14 protein-coding genes are annotated in these 15,929 nt (G+C 41.9%); 7 read left to right on the top strand and 7 right to left on the bottom strand.

The window, feature by feature from the left end:
• Positions 1 to 37 precede the first annotated feature (37 nt).
• Positions 38 to 613 (top strand): adenine phosphoribosyltransferase, encoded by a 576-nt coding sequence (locus tag AC2SLM_RS09965; protein ID WP_486553599.1) that lies wholly within the window; start codon positions 38 to 40, stop codon positions 611 to 613.
• Between the two features lie 208 nt (positions 614 to 821).
• Here AC2SLM_RS09965 and AC2SLM_RS09960 read toward each other — a convergent pair whose 3' ends face one another.
• Positions 822 to 1,769 (bottom strand): transaldolase, encoded by a 948-nt coding sequence (locus AC2SLM_RS09960; RefSeq protein ID WP_486540995.1) that lies wholly within the window; start codon positions 1,767 to 1,769, stop codon positions 822 to 824.
• A gap of 317 nt (positions 1,770 to 2,086) precedes the next feature.
• On the opposite strand from AC2SLM_RS09960, the gene pheA reads away from it, so the two are divergent.
• From pheA to AC2SLM_RS09930, 6 genes are all read left to right on the top strand, one after another.
• Positions 2,087 to 3,271, top strand: a complete 1,185-nt coding sequence (gene pheA / locus AC2SLM_RS09955; RefSeq protein WP_486553598.1) for a prephenate dehydratase — start codon at positions 2,087 to 2,089, stop codon at positions 3,269 to 3,271.
• Between the two features lie 159 nt (positions 3,272 to 3,430).
• Complete coding sequence (gene hisC, locus AC2SLM_RS09950) at positions 3,431 to 4,534, top strand: histidinol-phosphate transaminase (protein ID WP_486540997.1); 1,104 nt, start codon at positions 3,431 to 3,433, stop codon at positions 4,532 to 4,534.
• A gap of 102 nt (positions 4,535 to 4,636) precedes the next feature.
• On the top strand, positions 4,637 to 6,931 hold the full coding sequence (locus tag AC2SLM_RS09945; RefSeq protein WP_486553620.1) for a bifunctional prephenate dehydrogenase/3-phosphoshikimate 1-carboxyvinyltransferase: 2,295 nt from the start codon (positions 4,637 to 4,639) through the stop codon (positions 6,929 to 6,931).
• A gap of 171 nt (positions 6,932 to 7,102) precedes the next feature.
• Entirely contained in the window at positions 7,103 to 8,068 is a 966-nt protein-coding gene (gene rarD, locus AC2SLM_RS09940; protein ID WP_486553596.1) for an EamA family transporter RarD, read from the top strand.
• Positions 8,069 to 8,127: 59 nt separating this feature from the next.
• Complete coding sequence (folB, locus tag AC2SLM_RS09935) at positions 8,128 to 8,490, top strand: dihydroneopterin aldolase (RefSeq protein ID WP_486541001.1); 363 nt, start codon at positions 8,128 to 8,130, stop codon at positions 8,488 to 8,490.
• 52 nt (positions 8,491 to 8,542) lie between these two features.
• Entirely contained in the window at positions 8,543 to 9,160 is a 618-nt protein-coding gene (locus AC2SLM_RS09930; protein WP_486553595.1) for a hypothetical protein, read from the top strand.
• 80 nt (positions 9,161 to 9,240) lie between these two features.
• On the opposite strand, the gene cysE is transcribed toward AC2SLM_RS09930, so the two are convergent.
• The 6 genes from cysE to AC2SLM_RS09900 all read right to left on the bottom strand — a co-directional run bounded on the left by cysE (position 9,241) and on the right by AC2SLM_RS09900 (position 15,381).
• Complete coding sequence (gene cysE / locus AC2SLM_RS09925) at positions 9,241 to 10,143, bottom strand: serine O-acetyltransferase (protein ID WP_486553593.1); 903 nt, start codon at positions 10,141 to 10,143, stop codon at positions 9,241 to 9,243.
• A gap of 61 nt (positions 10,144 to 10,204) precedes the next feature.
• A complete protein-coding gene (locus AC2SLM_RS09920; RefSeq protein ID WP_486553591.1) occupies positions 10,205 to 11,140 on the bottom strand; it encodes an RNA methyltransferase in 936 nt (311 codons plus the stop codon).
• 51 nt (positions 11,141 to 11,191) lie between these two features.
• Positions 11,192 to 11,554, bottom strand: coding sequence for an Hpt domain-containing protein (locus AC2SLM_RS09915; protein WP_486553589.1), 363 nt, complete (start codon positions 11,552 to 11,554; stop codon positions 11,192 to 11,194).
• Positions 11,555 to 12,037: 483 nt separating this feature from the next.
• The gene (locus AC2SLM_RS09910) at positions 12,038 to 13,924 is read right to left on the bottom strand and encodes an amidohydrolase (RefSeq protein WP_486553587.1); all 1,887 of its coding nucleotides are present in this window, start codon (positions 13,922 to 13,924) and stop codon (positions 12,038 to 12,040) included.
• A 387-nt stretch (positions 13,925 to 14,311) separates the two neighbouring features.
• Complete coding sequence (locus AC2SLM_RS09905) at positions 14,312 to 14,536, bottom strand: DUF1427 family protein (RefSeq protein WP_486541013.1); 225 nt, start codon at positions 14,534 to 14,536, stop codon at positions 14,312 to 14,314.
• A gap of 140 nt (positions 14,537 to 14,676) precedes the next feature.
• A complete protein-coding gene (locus tag AC2SLM_RS09900; protein ID WP_486553585.1) occupies positions 14,677 to 15,381 on the bottom strand; it encodes a hydrolase in 705 nt (234 codons plus the stop codon).
• Between the last annotated feature and the right edge of the window lie 548 nt (positions 15,382 to 15,929).

Below are 15,929 nucleotides of genomic sequence, written 5' to 3'. Positions count from 1 at the left end.
AATACGAGGTATTACCCAATCACTGCCGGATTTAATTATGAGTAATCAAGCGACTGCAACGCCTTCTTTAGACACTTCATTAAGTGCTGACGCTCAGCAAAATCAAAAGCAACATCCTCTTTGGCAGGCCATCCGTATGGTGCCTGATTTTCCAAAGCGGGGTATTAATTTTTATGACATTACTCCGTTATTGCTAAATCATGTGGGTGCGGTGATTGATGCTCTACTCGATGCACTGCCAGAAGGTCTATTAGATGAAGTGGATTGTCTGGTTGCTATTGAAGCGCGCGGCTTTGTGTTTGCCAGCCTACTTGCAGGACGTCTGGGCAAAGGAATGATGCTACTGCGCAAACCTGGTAAGCTACCGCCACCCGTGGCCAATAAATCTTATGCGTTAGAGTACGGTAGTGACACGTTAGAGATTCAAGATGGGCTTAGTGCCTCTAAAGTGTTGTTGGTAGATGATATTCTGGCGACAGGGGGCACATTAAACACTGCCTATCATTTATGCAAAGAAGCGGGTCACGATGTGGTTGGCGTGTTGGTATTGTTAGACTTGGTTGATTTACATGATAAATTTCCGGTACCTGTTTACACGGTATTAGAAGGCTAAGCTAATTCAATAGCTATTTATAGTCTTAGCCAAACTAAAGAGCTACAGCGTTAACCTCACTAAGCCTACTAGAGTAGTACTTGCACTCGGTTGCCTTGTATCTCATTTAGTTGCCTATGACTATAATCTAAAAGTTTACTGAAATAATGCACAAAAAAACTCTACGCATTGCATAGAGTTTTTTTGTCTATTAAATCAGCTCAGTCAATTATTTGCTAAGTTGTTGTAACGCTTTTGCAAGCTCGTCACGGGCATTAATAAATCCGTCTATACCTTTTGGTAGTAAGTGCTGAGTGATGCTGTCTTGTTCATACGCGGTGTTAAATTCATCCGCAGTTAAGCTCACTCGTGGCATAGTATCGCTAACCATATCGGCAGACAGTTGCTGCTCAACATGGGTATCTAATGCCGCTAATTGATCAAGTAAATCTGGTGCAATGGTTAATAAGTCACAGCCTGCCAATGCTAAGATTTGATCGACACTTCTAAAGCTTGCGCCCATCACTTGGGTTTTATAACCGTGCTGCTTGTAGTATTGATAAGTACGTTTAACCGATTGTACGCCCATGTCATCGCTAACCGGAATGCTTTGACGGTTCTGTTCACGCTTTTGCCAATCCAGAATACGGCCCACGAATGGCGAGATAAGGGTCACACCTGCATCGGCACAAGCAACCGCTTGATGCTGACCAAAGATAAGAGTTAGATTACAGTGAATGCCTTTTTTTTCAAGCTGTTCTGCGGCTTTAATACCTTGCCATGTGGCTGCAATTTTAATCAAAATACGGTCTTTATCGACACCAGCACGGGCATAAGCATCCATAAATTCATGCGCTTTGGCGATTGTCGCCTCAGTATCATAAGATAAACGGGCATCGACTTCGGTTGATACACGTCCTTCGATAAGTTTTAGGATATCGGTACCGACTTGAATCGTCAGATTATCAATGACATTATCAATCATGCTATCGCCGCGATCAGAGAAGCGATTTAGGGTATCTGATAACATGGCCTGCTTATCAGGGTGGGTGAGTGCTTTAGTGATGAGACTGGGGTTGGTTGTGGCATCAACAGGCTTTAAGCGAGCAATGGCGCTTAAGTCACCGGTGTCTGCAACAATGGTGGTCATGGTTTGTAATTGTGATAAGGCACTCATCATGTATTCCTAAATTATTGTCAGGGGATTAAAATTTTTAAGGGTATTATCATTCGAGACTATGTTAACGTTTAAACTAAACGATAACCCCTAGCGTTAAAACGGTTAGCGTATTAAACTAGCCATAGCATTAACCGATGAATAAGACACAGAATATGGCAAAATCAATGGCTTAAGCCGCATATTGGCGTATTTTGAGTTAAAACAGTACGCTGTGTCTAAACGACGCTATCTTAACAGGGCGTAAGTTTGTTATAGTTAACTTTTTACGACCTGTAACATCTCCAAATATCATAACATGACCTATAGGCTTTTTTATGACTTCGTCAATGAATAACGACAATAATACTGGTAATGAAATGGCAAATAATAGCAATCACTCAAGCGAAAGTACTGCACCGACCAATACGCTTGAAACACTACGTCACAAGATTGACCAAGTAGATGGTGAGATTTTACAGCTTATTAGCAATCGTGCCAAACTTGCCCAAAAAGTCGCGGTATTTAAAAAAGAAAATGCCGACGAAGCAGAATCAAATCCTATTTTTTATCGTCCAGAGCGCGAAGCACAAGTGCTCAAAAACATTATGAAGCGTAATGAGGTGTCAGACAGCCCCATTAGCAATGAGAAAATGGCACGCCTGTTTCGTGAAATCATGTCAGTGTGCCTTGACTTAGAGGCGCCGCAAAAGATTGCTTTTTTAGGTCCCGTTGGCACCTTTACTCACGCTGCTGCACTTAAGCATTTTGGTAAAGCCTCAACCACCGTACCGTTAACCACTATTACGGATGTATTCCGTGAAGTAGAAGCCGGCTCTGCCATGTATGGCGTGGTACCGGTTGAGAACTCATCTGAAGGAGTAGTGAACCACACCCTTGATGGCTTCTTAAGCTCAACACTCAAAATTATCGGTGAGGTAGAGTTGCCAATTCATCAGAACTTCTTAGTGGCTGAGCATACCAAAGTAGAGAGTTTAAGCCGTATCTACTCGCATCAGCAGTCACTTGCCCAGTGCCGTCATTGGCTTGATGTGAATTATCCAAATGTAGAGCGTGTGCAAGTATCCAGTAATGGTGAAGCAGCACGCCGTCTAAAAAATGAGTGGCATTCAGCAGCGATTGCCGGTGATGTGGCAGTGGCTGAATATGGTCTGCATAAGCTGCATGAGAATATTGAAGACAATCCAAACAACACCACCCGCTTCTTGATTATTGGCCGCGAAGAGATTGCACCATCAGGTCATGATAAGACCTCAATCTTGGTGTCTGCCCATAACAAAGCCGGTGCGCTTATCGAAATCTTAAAACCGCTATCTAAGCATGGCGTATCAATGACCAGTATTGAAACCCGCCCAGAGCGTCCAAACAAATGGGCGTACGTGTTCTTTATTGATATGGAAGGTCATATCGAAGATGAAAATGTGCGTGCGGCGATCGAAGAGATTCGCCCAATGGTCAGAGACGTACGCATTCTAGGCTCATATCCACAAGCGGTTATTTAAGGCTGTAGTTGAGATTAAGGCAGGTTAAGCGATGGCTTTGATTAAAGCTAAAGCCATCTATTTTAAGGAGCTGCTTAGCTTAATGCTCTCTTATTTAACTTAGCCTGTTTTTTCAGTTGTTAATCATACGCATTATTTGCATATAAATTAGGTGTCATCATGAGTCAACAATCCTTTACTACCCCAGCTTACGATAGCATTTTGCAGCTTCAGGCTTACGAGTCGGGCAAGTCTGTTGAAGAGCTTACCCGTGAGTATGATGTCAGTGATGTGCTCAAGCTTGCCAGCAATGAGAACCCTTTGGGCTGCTCGCCTTACGTGACTTTGTCTATTACCGAGAAGTTAGGGAAATTGTCGCGATATCCCGATGCCAATGCGTATGCGTTAAAACAAGCGATATCCGAGTTTACCGATACCAATATCAAGCAAGTAACCTTGGGTAATGGCTCTAATGATTTGCTAGATATCATCGCGCGCACCTTTGTAAACAGTGATGACGCGATTATATACAGTCAATATGGCTTTATCGTTTATCCAATGGTCGCCAAAATATTGGGTGCAACCGGCGTAGAAGTACCCGCCAACCGTTATGGGCATGACTTAGATGCGATGCTCACGGCAGTTCAAGACACACCCAATGCGCGCCTTGTATTTATTGCGAATCCAAATAACCCAACGGGTACTTTGTTAACAAGCGATGCGGTAAAAGAATTTGTGTCTCAAGTACCTGAGCATATACTGGTCGTGTTGGATGAAGCTTATATTGAATACAGTCCAGAGAGTAATAATCGCGCATTAATCGATGAGTTTGATAATGTGATTATTGTCCGTACATTCTCTAAGGCATATGGACTGGCTGCGTTGAGAGTGGGTTATGCGCTAAGTCATCCTGATATTGCAGGTTTGCTAAACCGCGTGCGTCAGCCATTTAATGTCAGCGTACTGGCTCAATCAGCAGCAGTAGCCGCGCTAAGTGACCAAGATTTTATTAAAGAAGTGTATAAGCTCAACGATGGACAAAAGCGCTGGTTATGTAAGCAGTTTGATGCGTTAGGACTGGCGTTTGTGCCCTCCTATGCCAACTTTGTGATGGTCAATGTCGGTGATGCCAACGGTATTTATCAATCTTTATTAGAGCAGGGTATTATTGTCAGACCCCTTAGTGGTTATGGGCTGGATGAATGGCTGCGCATTACAGTCGGTACGCCAGAGGACAATACTCGCCTAATCGATACTCTAAGAGATACGCTAGAGTCTTTATAATAGATAATACATAGCCTGTGTGATATTTCTCTAGATTATAATAAATAGAACACAGCACATAGATAGCCCATACAATCATTAAGCGAGATAGGTGAAGTGGCAATTTTGTTCGAACAGGTATGTGTGGTCGGTCTGGGGCTTATTGGTGCCAGTTTGGCTCAAGCAATTAGAGACAGAAATTTGTCGACCAGACTGGTCGCTGTCGATAGACATCTGCCTAGCATTAATGCTGCGTTAGATGCGTCTGTGATTGATGCCGGTAGTGATACGCTTAGCGATGTCATTATGGGCAGTGATTGTATTATCATTGCTGTACCTGTCAAAGCAGTGAAAGCCGTCTTTAAAGACATTCATCAGGCTATGGAACAAGGCTTAATCTCCAAGACTTGTATTATTAGCGATGTCAGTAGCACCAAGCAAAATGTGGTCGATGCAGCCAAAGAGGTATTCACTGACCTACCGAGCGGATTTGTGCCTGCGCATCCTATAGCCGGCGCAGAGCAGTCGGGATTTAACGCGCGTCTGGCGACCTTGTTTGTTGACCATAATATTATTATTTGTGAGCTTGATTCTACTACGCTAAGTGCTATTCAAAAGATATCAGCATTGTGGCAGGCGGTAGGCGCCACGGTGATGAAAATGGAGGTGGCGCATCACGATGCAGTGTTGGCTTATACCAGTCATTTACCGCACTTGTTAGCTTTCAATCTGGTTGAGCAGCTGGCAAGTCACGATGACAATATGGATATATTTCGCTATGCGGCAGGCGGGTTTAGGGACTTCACCCGTATTGCCGCAAGCGATCCATTAATGTGGCATGATATTTTTATTGCCAATAAGCCGGCATTGCTTAAAGCGCTTGATGAATATGGCAGTTATTTAAGTAACTTACGTGAGATTATAGACACAGAAGACTCGACTCAGCTGCTAGGTCTATTAGGCCGAGCACAATCAGCAAGAAAACACTTCGGTCATATGCTTACCAGTACCCCTTATACTAAAAAACTAACAGAACTTTCTAATTCGGATAACTCTATGGCGACTTCAAATAATGCCTCTAGCGCATACATTATTACCCCAAGCTCTACTATTAATGGCACCATTGAAGTACCAGGTGATAAGTCGATATCACACCGCAGTATTATGTTTGGGAGCTTAGCTGAAGGCATTACTCGAGTCACTGGATTTTTAGAAGGGGAAGACGCACTTGCCACGTTGCAAGCTTTTAGAGATATGGGCGTGACCATTGAAGGCCCTGAAAATGGTGAAGTGACCATTCATGGTGTTGGTATCAATGGATTAAAGCCAAGTCATACGCCTTTGTATATGGGTAACTCAGGCACTACCATGCGCCTATTGTCTGGCATCTTAGCTGCACAGAAATTTGACAGTGTATTAACTGGAGATGCCAGTCTTTCAAAACGACCAATGGAGCGAGTGGCCAAGCCTTTGCGTGAAATGGGTGCGACATTACAGACCACGGGCGAGCGTGGTACTGCACCAATTAGCATTACCGGTAGCGATAAGCGTGGTAGCAGGTTACATGGTATTACTTACGAGTTGCCTGTGGCCTCTGCACAAGTAAAATCCTGCCTGATTTTAGCTGGGCTTTGGGCGGAAGGTACGACGACGGTTATTCAGCCAGAAGTAAGCCGTGATCATACCGAGCGTATGCTAAAAGCCTTTGGTTATGAGGTGCAGGTTGAGGGTAATAAAATCAGCGTCGAGGGCGGCGGTAAACTAACCGCTTGTGACATTGCAGTGCCCGCGGATATCTCTTCAGCCGCCTTCTTTATGGTAGCTGGCTCTATTGCCAAAGACAGTGAGATTACCATTGCCAAAGTGGGTATGAACCCAACCCGTACCGGTGTCATCGATATCTTAAAACTAATGGGTGCTGATATTACGCTAAGTAATGAGACCTTTGTGGGCGGCGAACCGGTTGCAGATATTACAATTAAATCAGCTCAATTAAAAGGCATTGCTATTCCAGAAGAATTGGTGCCTCTAGCGATTGATGAGTTCCCAGTCCTGTTTGTGGCGGCCAGCTGTGCGCAAGGTCAGACCGTTTTAACCGGTGCTAAAGAGCTGCGTGTTAAAGAGTCAGATCGTATTGCGGTCATGGGAGATGGGTTAACCCAATTAGGCGTAGACTGTACGGTGACTGACGACGGTATTACTATCGAAGGTAAAGGCGATGGTCAGTCGCATGAGCCTGTGTTTGGTGGCGGTGAAATATATTCACATCATGACCACCGTATCGTGATGAGCTTCTCTGTGGCAAGTCTGCGAGCCAACGACACCATCACTATCCAAGGTGTTGAAACGGTTAATACCAGCTTCCCAGGGTTTGCTGACTTAGCCAATAAGATAGGTATGACGATAAAGACCCAATAAATGAATCGCATCTTGTGATTAAACTTAGTTAAATTAGGTCGATAATTATTTAAGGCCATCCGCTTTAAGGATGGCTTTGTTTTTCAGTAATTTTTAACAATCTGATCTACTCAGGTAATAGCCTTTAAAGAAAGGATTTAGTGTTATAAATAAATCCTTAGGATAATTGTTATGTCACTAGCCACGCCTACCAATGGCAACACTCCAAAGCCAAAACCCGTCGTTGTCAAAACCACTAATAAAGGTATTATTACTGCCTTATTGGCCTTTTCAATATGGGGCTGTTTTCCTTTCTATTTTAAACAGTTAGGCGAATACAATGCGGTCGAAATTATCGGTCATCGTATTGTCTGGACCTTCGTGTGCTTAAGTTTGGTACTGATATTGACCAAGCGCTGGCAATGGTTTACTACCATTAAGCAAAACCCTCGACTTATCGTTATTACCTTTATATCCAGCCTGATTATCGCCGCCAATTGGCTGACTTACGTATGGGCGGTTAATGCCAATCAAATTTTAGAAGCCAGTCTCGGTTATTTCATCAGTCCCTTGGTGGGTATTTTATTATCCTTGGTGTTTTTACAGGAGCGCTTACGTCCTTTACAGTGGATAGCGGTCGGCTTTGCTATATCTTCGGTACTTATTCAGGTCGTTATGCTTGGTAGCTTGCCGTGGGTATCGCTGATTTTGGCAATGTCCTTCAGCGTTTATGGGGTCATGCAGCGGCGTACTCCGCTACAAGCGCTGGATGCGCTATTTTTAGAGACTGCTTTATTGGTGCCGATATGTATTTGGTGGTTTATGACCTCAGATGTGGTGAGCTCAAATCTGTCCTTTTGGTGGAGTGATAATATTTGGTTCTTGATGCTGGCAGGCCCAATTACTTTAATACCGCTGTTGCTATTTAATAAGTCTACTAAAATGGTGGCGTACAGTATCATTAGCTTTATGAATTATTTAACACCAACCATTATTTTCTTCTTGGCGGTGTTTTATTATCGTGAGCCTTTTGACAGTCACCGGTTGATTATATTTGGACTCATTTGGCTGGGACTGGCTTTGTTTAGTATCGATTTGTGGCGTAATCGACCCAGTAAAGTCCTTAGAAAAATGGCCCCTAAACAAGATAATGCATAACAGATAGATGCTTAGTGTATGGCGAATCGCTATCCACTCTTTTGATAAAGTGAGATGACATGAGTAAAGCAGATAAAGTAAAAATCATAGGGTTAAAGGTTGATGCTATCATTGGTGTTTTTGATTGGGAACGTGCAATCACTCAGCCTTTAGTCATTGATGTGACAATGACAACCGATATCAGTGAAGCGGCCAATACCGATGATCTCACTCATGCTATTAATTATAAAGAAGTGTGTGATGACATTACTGCTTGGTGCCAAGACACCAAAGCGTTATTGATTGAACGACTGGCTGAATTGATTGCGACAAATATTTTAGAGAAATATAACACCACTGAGGTTGAAGTAACGGTGGCTAAGCCAACAGCCATTGAGCAGGCAGATGCAGTAGCGGTTCATATTGTGCGCACGGCCAATTAGTCGTCATTGCGTGAGCTGAGAGTAAAGATAGGGCAGAAGAGGAATAGGGAACATGAACCATCAGCAGCCAGCCAGCCAAAAAAATAGCCTAAGCATAAGTAATCAGTCTAATAACGCCCATCTAGATAATTCAAATATCCTAACCGCTATTAAATCTATCAAAAAGCTATGTACTCTAAAAACAGGGCGTCATATACAGGGCTATTTGGTAGCATTGGGTAGTAATCAGAATGCCTCAGCGCATTTAGCACAGGCTAGAGAAGCATTGGCTACTTTATGCTCACAGACGGTATGGTCAACCGAGTTCATAAACCCTGATTATACAGCGACGCCTGATAATCCTAAGCCGGATTATACCAATCAATGCGGCTATCTAGTGTTTGATGCCTCTGATGTGACTGCAAATCTAGGTGAGGTCATCAAAACGACTAAGGTTATTGAGAAGAATATTCAGCATGACTTTTATGCAGCACAAAAGCTGATTAAGCAAGATGTGGCTGATGTGATTGACAATATCAAAGAGCCTAAAAACCGTCAGGTAATTATCGATATTGATGTACTTGGCATTAAGAATGAACAATCAGAACTGATTGCTATTGCGGAGCGCTACCCATTCAAAAAGCATGAATGGGTAGGGATAAATGAGTTGATAGAATTAAACTATTTATGAGCCGATGATCTATGGCTTTATAATTGTGCCGTTCGCTTTAATAAGGTTTTTGATAAGACCCTGTTTCTAACAACGCTTAGTTAGTTATTAATGACGTCTTCTAGTTCATCGGCGCTGATTTTATGACAGTATTTTGGCTTAAAGCTAGGATCAAGTTTGCAAATAGCGTCCTGTAACTCGCTGATACGGGTTTCCGATTGCTGGATATGGTTTAGTACCTTGGTAAAGGCTTCAGCAACGGGGTCTTCTGAATTAGGATTAAGGCCGTAAGCACTAAAGTCTAAGCGTTCAGACAAGCGTTTTTCATATTGGTCTCGGTTATGTTTACGCTCTTTTTCTGCCAAAGCGTCATCTGGGCAAGATAAACTCTCCTCATCAGACTGTTTATTATTGGCGTTTTGCTTCTCAGCCTCTACTAGACTTTGTTCTTGAGCCTCGTTTGAGACAGGGGCAATCATACGTGCCGCACTACCGACCATAGTGGCTTCTTCAGGCACTTCTTTGACCACTACTGCATTCGAGCCGATTTTCGCGTTTTTGCCAACTGTAAATGGACCGAGTACCTTAGCACCGGCACCCACAATCACGCCGTCCTCTAACGTCGGATGACGTTTGCCTTGACCTAGCGATACACCACCTAAAGTGACGCCATGATATAGCGTGACATCATCTCCAATTTTAGCCGTTTCTCCAATCACCACACCCATACCGTGATCAATAAAAAAGCGACGGCCAATTTGAGCCGCGGGGTGTATCTCAATACCCGTCACCATACGTGAACCATAAGATAAGGCGCGCGCACAAAACTTATAATCTTTTTGCCATAGATAATGTGCGCCGCGATGCATAATAAGCGCATGGATACCTGGATAGGTCAAAAGTACCTCTATGCTATTGCGCGCTGCAGGGTCGCGGCTAAATACGGCAGAGATATCTTCTTGTAATGATGATTTGGCTTTACGAATGGCTTTAATGATTCTCATAGCGATATCTTATGGTTAGGTATTGGGATATAACAAGCAAAAGCTTGGATAACCTTTAATTCTAGAGTCTAAGTGCCACTTTGGCAATAATAGCATTTAATAATTCATATTCTTTTTGGTCTAATTGCAGTCGTGAAAGCAGTCTTGATAATCTGCTAGGCAAGTCTCTAAGCGCTTGAGTATCTGTGCTTTCAACCAAATCTAGCGTATGCATGAGTTCAATAATTCGAGATTGTAGGCTTAGCTTTTGTTGTTGGTTGATCGCTGGCGTGTCCCAAAGCTGTCTTAGCATAATATCAATAACCAGCTGGTTTTGATATGACTGACCGGCCTCAACGTTTTCAATACTCTCAGAACCCTCAGCAATAATTTGCTGTTCATGCTGCAAAAACCGGCTATAAAAGAAACTAGAAATCACCTGTACTGCTGAGGCCACATTTAATACAGGATAGTTAGGATTGGCATCAATTTGAATATGATAGTCTGCTAACGCCAGCTCATCATTAGTAAGGCCTCGGTCTTCACGTCCGAACAATACAGCCACTTTTGTATGGCCTGTGCTATCAGTCTTAGTGGCATCAATTAGACTGTGACGTTGCAAAATCAGCTGAGCAGCTTGATCTGGTGTCACCACAGGACGCGGAATGTGGCGCTGGCGACTACTGGCGGCAAATACCAATTGGCAATCTGCAATGGCTTGTTCAAGTGTCTCTACGACCTGACAATCATCTAATACACCTTTTGCACCGGCAGCATGGGAGATACTAGTATCATCAATAGGATGCTTAGGGTTAACCACGAACAAGTCAGTTAAGCCCATGGTGAGCATGGCTCTGGCTGCTGACCCAATATTTGCTGGCAAAGTGGTATTGACCATGACAATCCGAATGTTTGTAAGCCAATCGTCCAATAAAGGGGCGTCATCATCTGCTTGGTTAGAGTGATTCTGATGGTTAGAGGAATTATTAATCGTTAGTGATTTATTCGGAGCGGTCATAGAGTCTCAACAGTTATAAAACAAAAAAGGTAGCTGGTTATAGATTGATGATTAGGTATTCAAGCGGTGATAAATTTCTGTATTAGAGCCGTCTATTTCATCTTTGATGAGAATCAGTAACTTATCTAATTTTTGTGAGTGCTGCTGATGAAGAGCGTCTTCAAACTGTTGGCACAGCGCAGTCAATCTATGTAGTCCCAAATTTAAACTGGCACCCTTTAAAGTGTGTGCAATATCTAACGCGGTATGTATTTGCTTATCAGCGATTGCTTGGTTTAATTGTTGAAAGTAATGCACGCTATTATGCAGATATTCATTAAGTAATGGAGCAAAGTCCTCAGCAAGTAGCGTCTTCATCTCATAAAAGACGATATCATCTATATGCTTGCTAAGAGTAGGAGGCCGGCCGGTCATAAGTGATAGTTTCCAGATGAGTTTTGATTGTGGCTATATATTAAGTAAGCTACCCAATCGAGGAGCTGTTGCCGAAGTTGGCCTACAATAAAGATATCATTATGATGTTAGTAAAAATTGCCGTAAGCAAGTTTAATGAAAAATGATTGTAAAATCTATGCCCAAGCGTTCTAGAGCGGCTGATGTTACCTAAGGGACACAATAGAGGCTAATCACATAAGAGGTTTATAAATAACAGACAAAAAAGGATGGTGTTCTAAATAGTATGCTGGCGCTAAAAGTCAATAGGAAGTTTAGGCTAAGTTCCCTGATTCTATATGGTTTTCAAAGCTTCAAAATTGTTTAAATTTTAATCAGCATACTTTTTGACACACCACAAAAAAGAAGCCCGCTAGATTTAGCGGGCTTCTTTTTTATTACTAAGCTTTATAAGCTGTGGTTTAATTAGCTTCACTTTAACGCATAAAGCCAAAGACTAGCAGTTTATACCGCCCAGCAAGAACAACCGAACGCGCCGAAGAAATCTTTCATGTTTGATACAGGGGCATTAGATTTCCAAGCTTTAGCATGGTTGTGACCATGTAAAGCGCACGCACTTGAACAACCACAAGAAGCGGCCATAGCAGCACCTTGAGGAGCAAGAGAGTTTTTACCAGCGCCTTCTGGGTCACCCCAAGCAGCATAACCGCCATATTGATTAACTGGCGACCAGTCTGGCATTGCAGGGGGTATTGGAGAGTCATAGTCAGAGAACTCACCAGCACCGAATACAGGCTTACCACCAACAACGGTTAGATCAGAGGTTAAGTAAGGAATCTCATTTTCTGGCACTTTGAAAAAGTCTTTATTCGGTACGATAAAGTCCGCTAAATGACCTTCTTCGATACGGCCACGTTTGCCTTCCTCGTTTGTAAACCAGGCAACTTTCTCAGTCCACATACGTAGAGCTGTCTCGCGGTCTAATAGGTTGTCTTGATCATAAAGCTGCAGGCCGCCAACAGTTTGACCACTGATTAGCCATGATAGAGATACCCATGGGTTATAAGAGGCAACACGTGTCGCGTCCGTACCGGCAGATACTTTTACACCGCTATCAAGCATTTGCTTAATAGGTGGGGTGTTAGAAGCGGCTGCAGTACCATAACGCTCAGCGAAGTACTCACCTTGGTAAGCCATACGATGCTGAACTGCAATACCACCGCCTAATGCTGCGATACGATCGATGTTTCTTTGAGAAATAGTCTCAGCATGGTCAAAGAACCAGTTTAAACCTTCGAATGGAATCTCTTCGTTTACTTTTTCATAAACATTTAGCGCACGCTCAATGGTTTCATCATACGTTGCGTGTAGACGCCATGGCCATTTGTTCTGAGCCAAGATACGGATAACTTCTTCAAGGTCTTCTTCCATATTTGCTGGCATTTCAGGACGTGGCTGACGGAAGTCTTCAAAGTCGGCTGCTGAATAAACAAGCATCTCGCCTGCGCCGTTGTGACGGAAGTAGTCATCACCTTGTTTATAGGTAACAGAAGAGGTCCAGTTTAAGAAGTCTTCTTTCTCTTCGTTTGGCTTTTGGGTAAATAAGTTATAAGCCATACGAACCGTTAACTGATCTTCTTCATGAAGCTTTTGTACGACTTCATAATCGTCTGGGAAGTTTTGAGAACCACCACCTGCGTCAATAATACCAGTTACACCTAAGCGGTTAAGTTCACGCATAAAGTGACGAGTAGAGTTGAGCTGATAATCAAATGGAAGTTTTGGGCCTTTAGCAAGCGTTGCATAAAGGATACTTGCGTTTGGTTTTGCTAGTAGTAAACCTGTTGGATTCCCGTTAGCGTCACGCTGAATCTCACCACCTGGTGGTTCTGGTGTATCTTTTGTATAGCCTACTGAACGTAGTGCAGCTGCGTTTAGTAACGCACGGTCATATAAATGTAGGATGAATACTGGAGTATCTGGGGCAACAGCATTGATTTCGTCAAGTGTGGGTAGACGTTTTTCAGCAAACTGGTTTTCAGTGAAACCACCAACAACGCGAACCCACTGAGGAGCCGGCGTGTTATCTACTTGCTGTTTTAGCATCGCCATAGCATCTGCTAATGTACGAACGCCGTCCCAACGTAGTTCCATATTGTAGTTTAGACCACCACGGATAACGTGAGTATGGTTATCAAAAAGACCCGGCAGTACACTGCGGCCTTTTAGGTTGATTGATTTGGTAGTGCTTCCCGCAAGGTCAAGTACTTCTGAATCAGTACCGACTTTAGTAAAGCGGCCATCCTTGATAGCAACTGCGGTAGCTGTAGGGTTAGCGGTATCGAGTGTTGTTATATTACCGTTATAATAAATAATGTCAGGAGAAGTCATAATACTGTCCTATTAAAATGAATACCAATTAGATTGGGATAAAAAATTGCCTATGGATTAACTTTTTTATTTATAGATTTATCGTCATCGGGGCAAATACTTATCCTTATTATTTAGGTATTACCCGAAGAAATCGTATATAAAATATTATTGTCATACAAGAGGGAAGATTTAGATGTTACATAACACTGCCAAACACATACAAAGCTAAAATTAGCTGTAATGTCATGTTAAAGAGCGGCTTAGCGTTACGTTTAACAGTAATGACACAATATCATTAAAAAAAGTAAATATAGGTCGAACTTGAGTCATGGCTTTAGAAAGCTACCCAATACGATTTATTTTTAACTAATAGGATAGTTTCTAACGTCTATTTGACTCGGTTTATTAATGGTTATTATCAACATCAGATGAGGTTTGTGTGGTTTGTTGAGTCGTCGTAGCATTATTAAAAAAATGCTGTTTTGCAAACGGAATGGCCTGTTCACCAATAAGCATACCTAATAAGCCAACCAGCGCCCATGTTGGAGGAGCAGGTGAGCGGACGTTAACGAGGTTATAAATAACGCCTACAACAATACCGACAATGAGTGAATAGATATAAATTTTCATAATTTATAATCTCTATGCTATTAAAACGTTAAAGGATTAACCAAGCAAAACTAAGTGTTATAAAATAACGTCACAGTTCAACTCGATTAATCCTTTTTTAACCTAATAAATAAGAGTAACTAGTCATTAGTTAAATCTTATTATTTTTTAGGTGCTGGGTTTGGGCCAATGGTGTTTTTCGCTGCAAAACGTGCAGGCGCTTTATGAACCATAGTGTAAGCATAGTCAACACCCATACCATAAGCACCAGAATGCTCACGTACGATGTCCATTACTGCATCATAAGTGGTCTTGTTAGCCCAGTCACGTTGCCATTCAAGAAGAACTTGCTGCCAAGTTACAGGAACAACGCCCACTTGAAGCATACGCTCCATTGCCCACTGATGCGCTTCAGCAGAAGTACCGCCTGATGCGTCAGCTACCATATAGATTTCGTAGTCAGTGTCTTGTAGGCAAGATAAAGCAAAAGATAGGTTACATACTTCAGTCCATAGGCCTGAAACAACAATCTTTTTACGACCATTTTTAGCATTTTCTGCTAAAGCATCACGAACGTTTTGATCGTCCCAAGAGTTCATTGAGCTACGCTCAAGAAGATCGTTGTCTGGGAAGACTTCTAATAGTTCTGGAAGCGTGTTACCAGAGAAGCTTGCAGTCTCAACGGTTGTAATAGTTGTTGGGATATTGAAAACTTTAGCTGCTTTAGCTAGACCAACAACGTTGTTTTTTAGAGTTTGACGGTCAATAGACTGTACGCCAAAAGCCATTTGTGGTTGCTGATCGATAAAGATAACTTGACAGTTGTCAGGAGTTAATAGTTCTAATAATGCGTTAGACTTAGTCATGGTCGTTATTCCTATTTTATTATTGGGATTATTAAACTTTTATAGAATTAATTAGTTATCATTTATAAAAGCGATAAAAAATGTATATAAGCAAACGTTACTACATTTAAATTAATTAGTTAAGCAAGCAGCTATTAAATAGGTTAGCTTAACTAAAATAAGAACTTAACACTATTTTGTGAATGACTCATTCAATAGCCTGTTAAGCTCTGTTACGAGATAGTATATTATCGTAAAACAAGCGAATCAAGACTTATACAGGCGTTGTAACATAAAGTAAACCATGTTAATTTAAGGATATTAGCGATTTTTATTATTAAATTATTCATCTTCGAAAATTGTTATTAATACGATGAATTAAATAATAGTGAAGTTTAATGTTTTATTATTTTACAATTTATATAGATTATGTTATTTAGAACTATTAAACAGTATAATGCTGAAACTATGATGGCAATTAGTATTATAAAATCGCCTCATAGAATATTTCGACCAAATAAATAACGAGAATTGTTTAGTAATTCTATTCACCTTTAATCATTTAACTA

It is taken from the genome of Psychrobacter sp. CX16 (assembly GCF_057396245.1).
The sequence above is the reverse complement of the archived record's forward strand: the minus strand, read 5'-3'. Positions and strand labels throughout refer to the sequence as shown.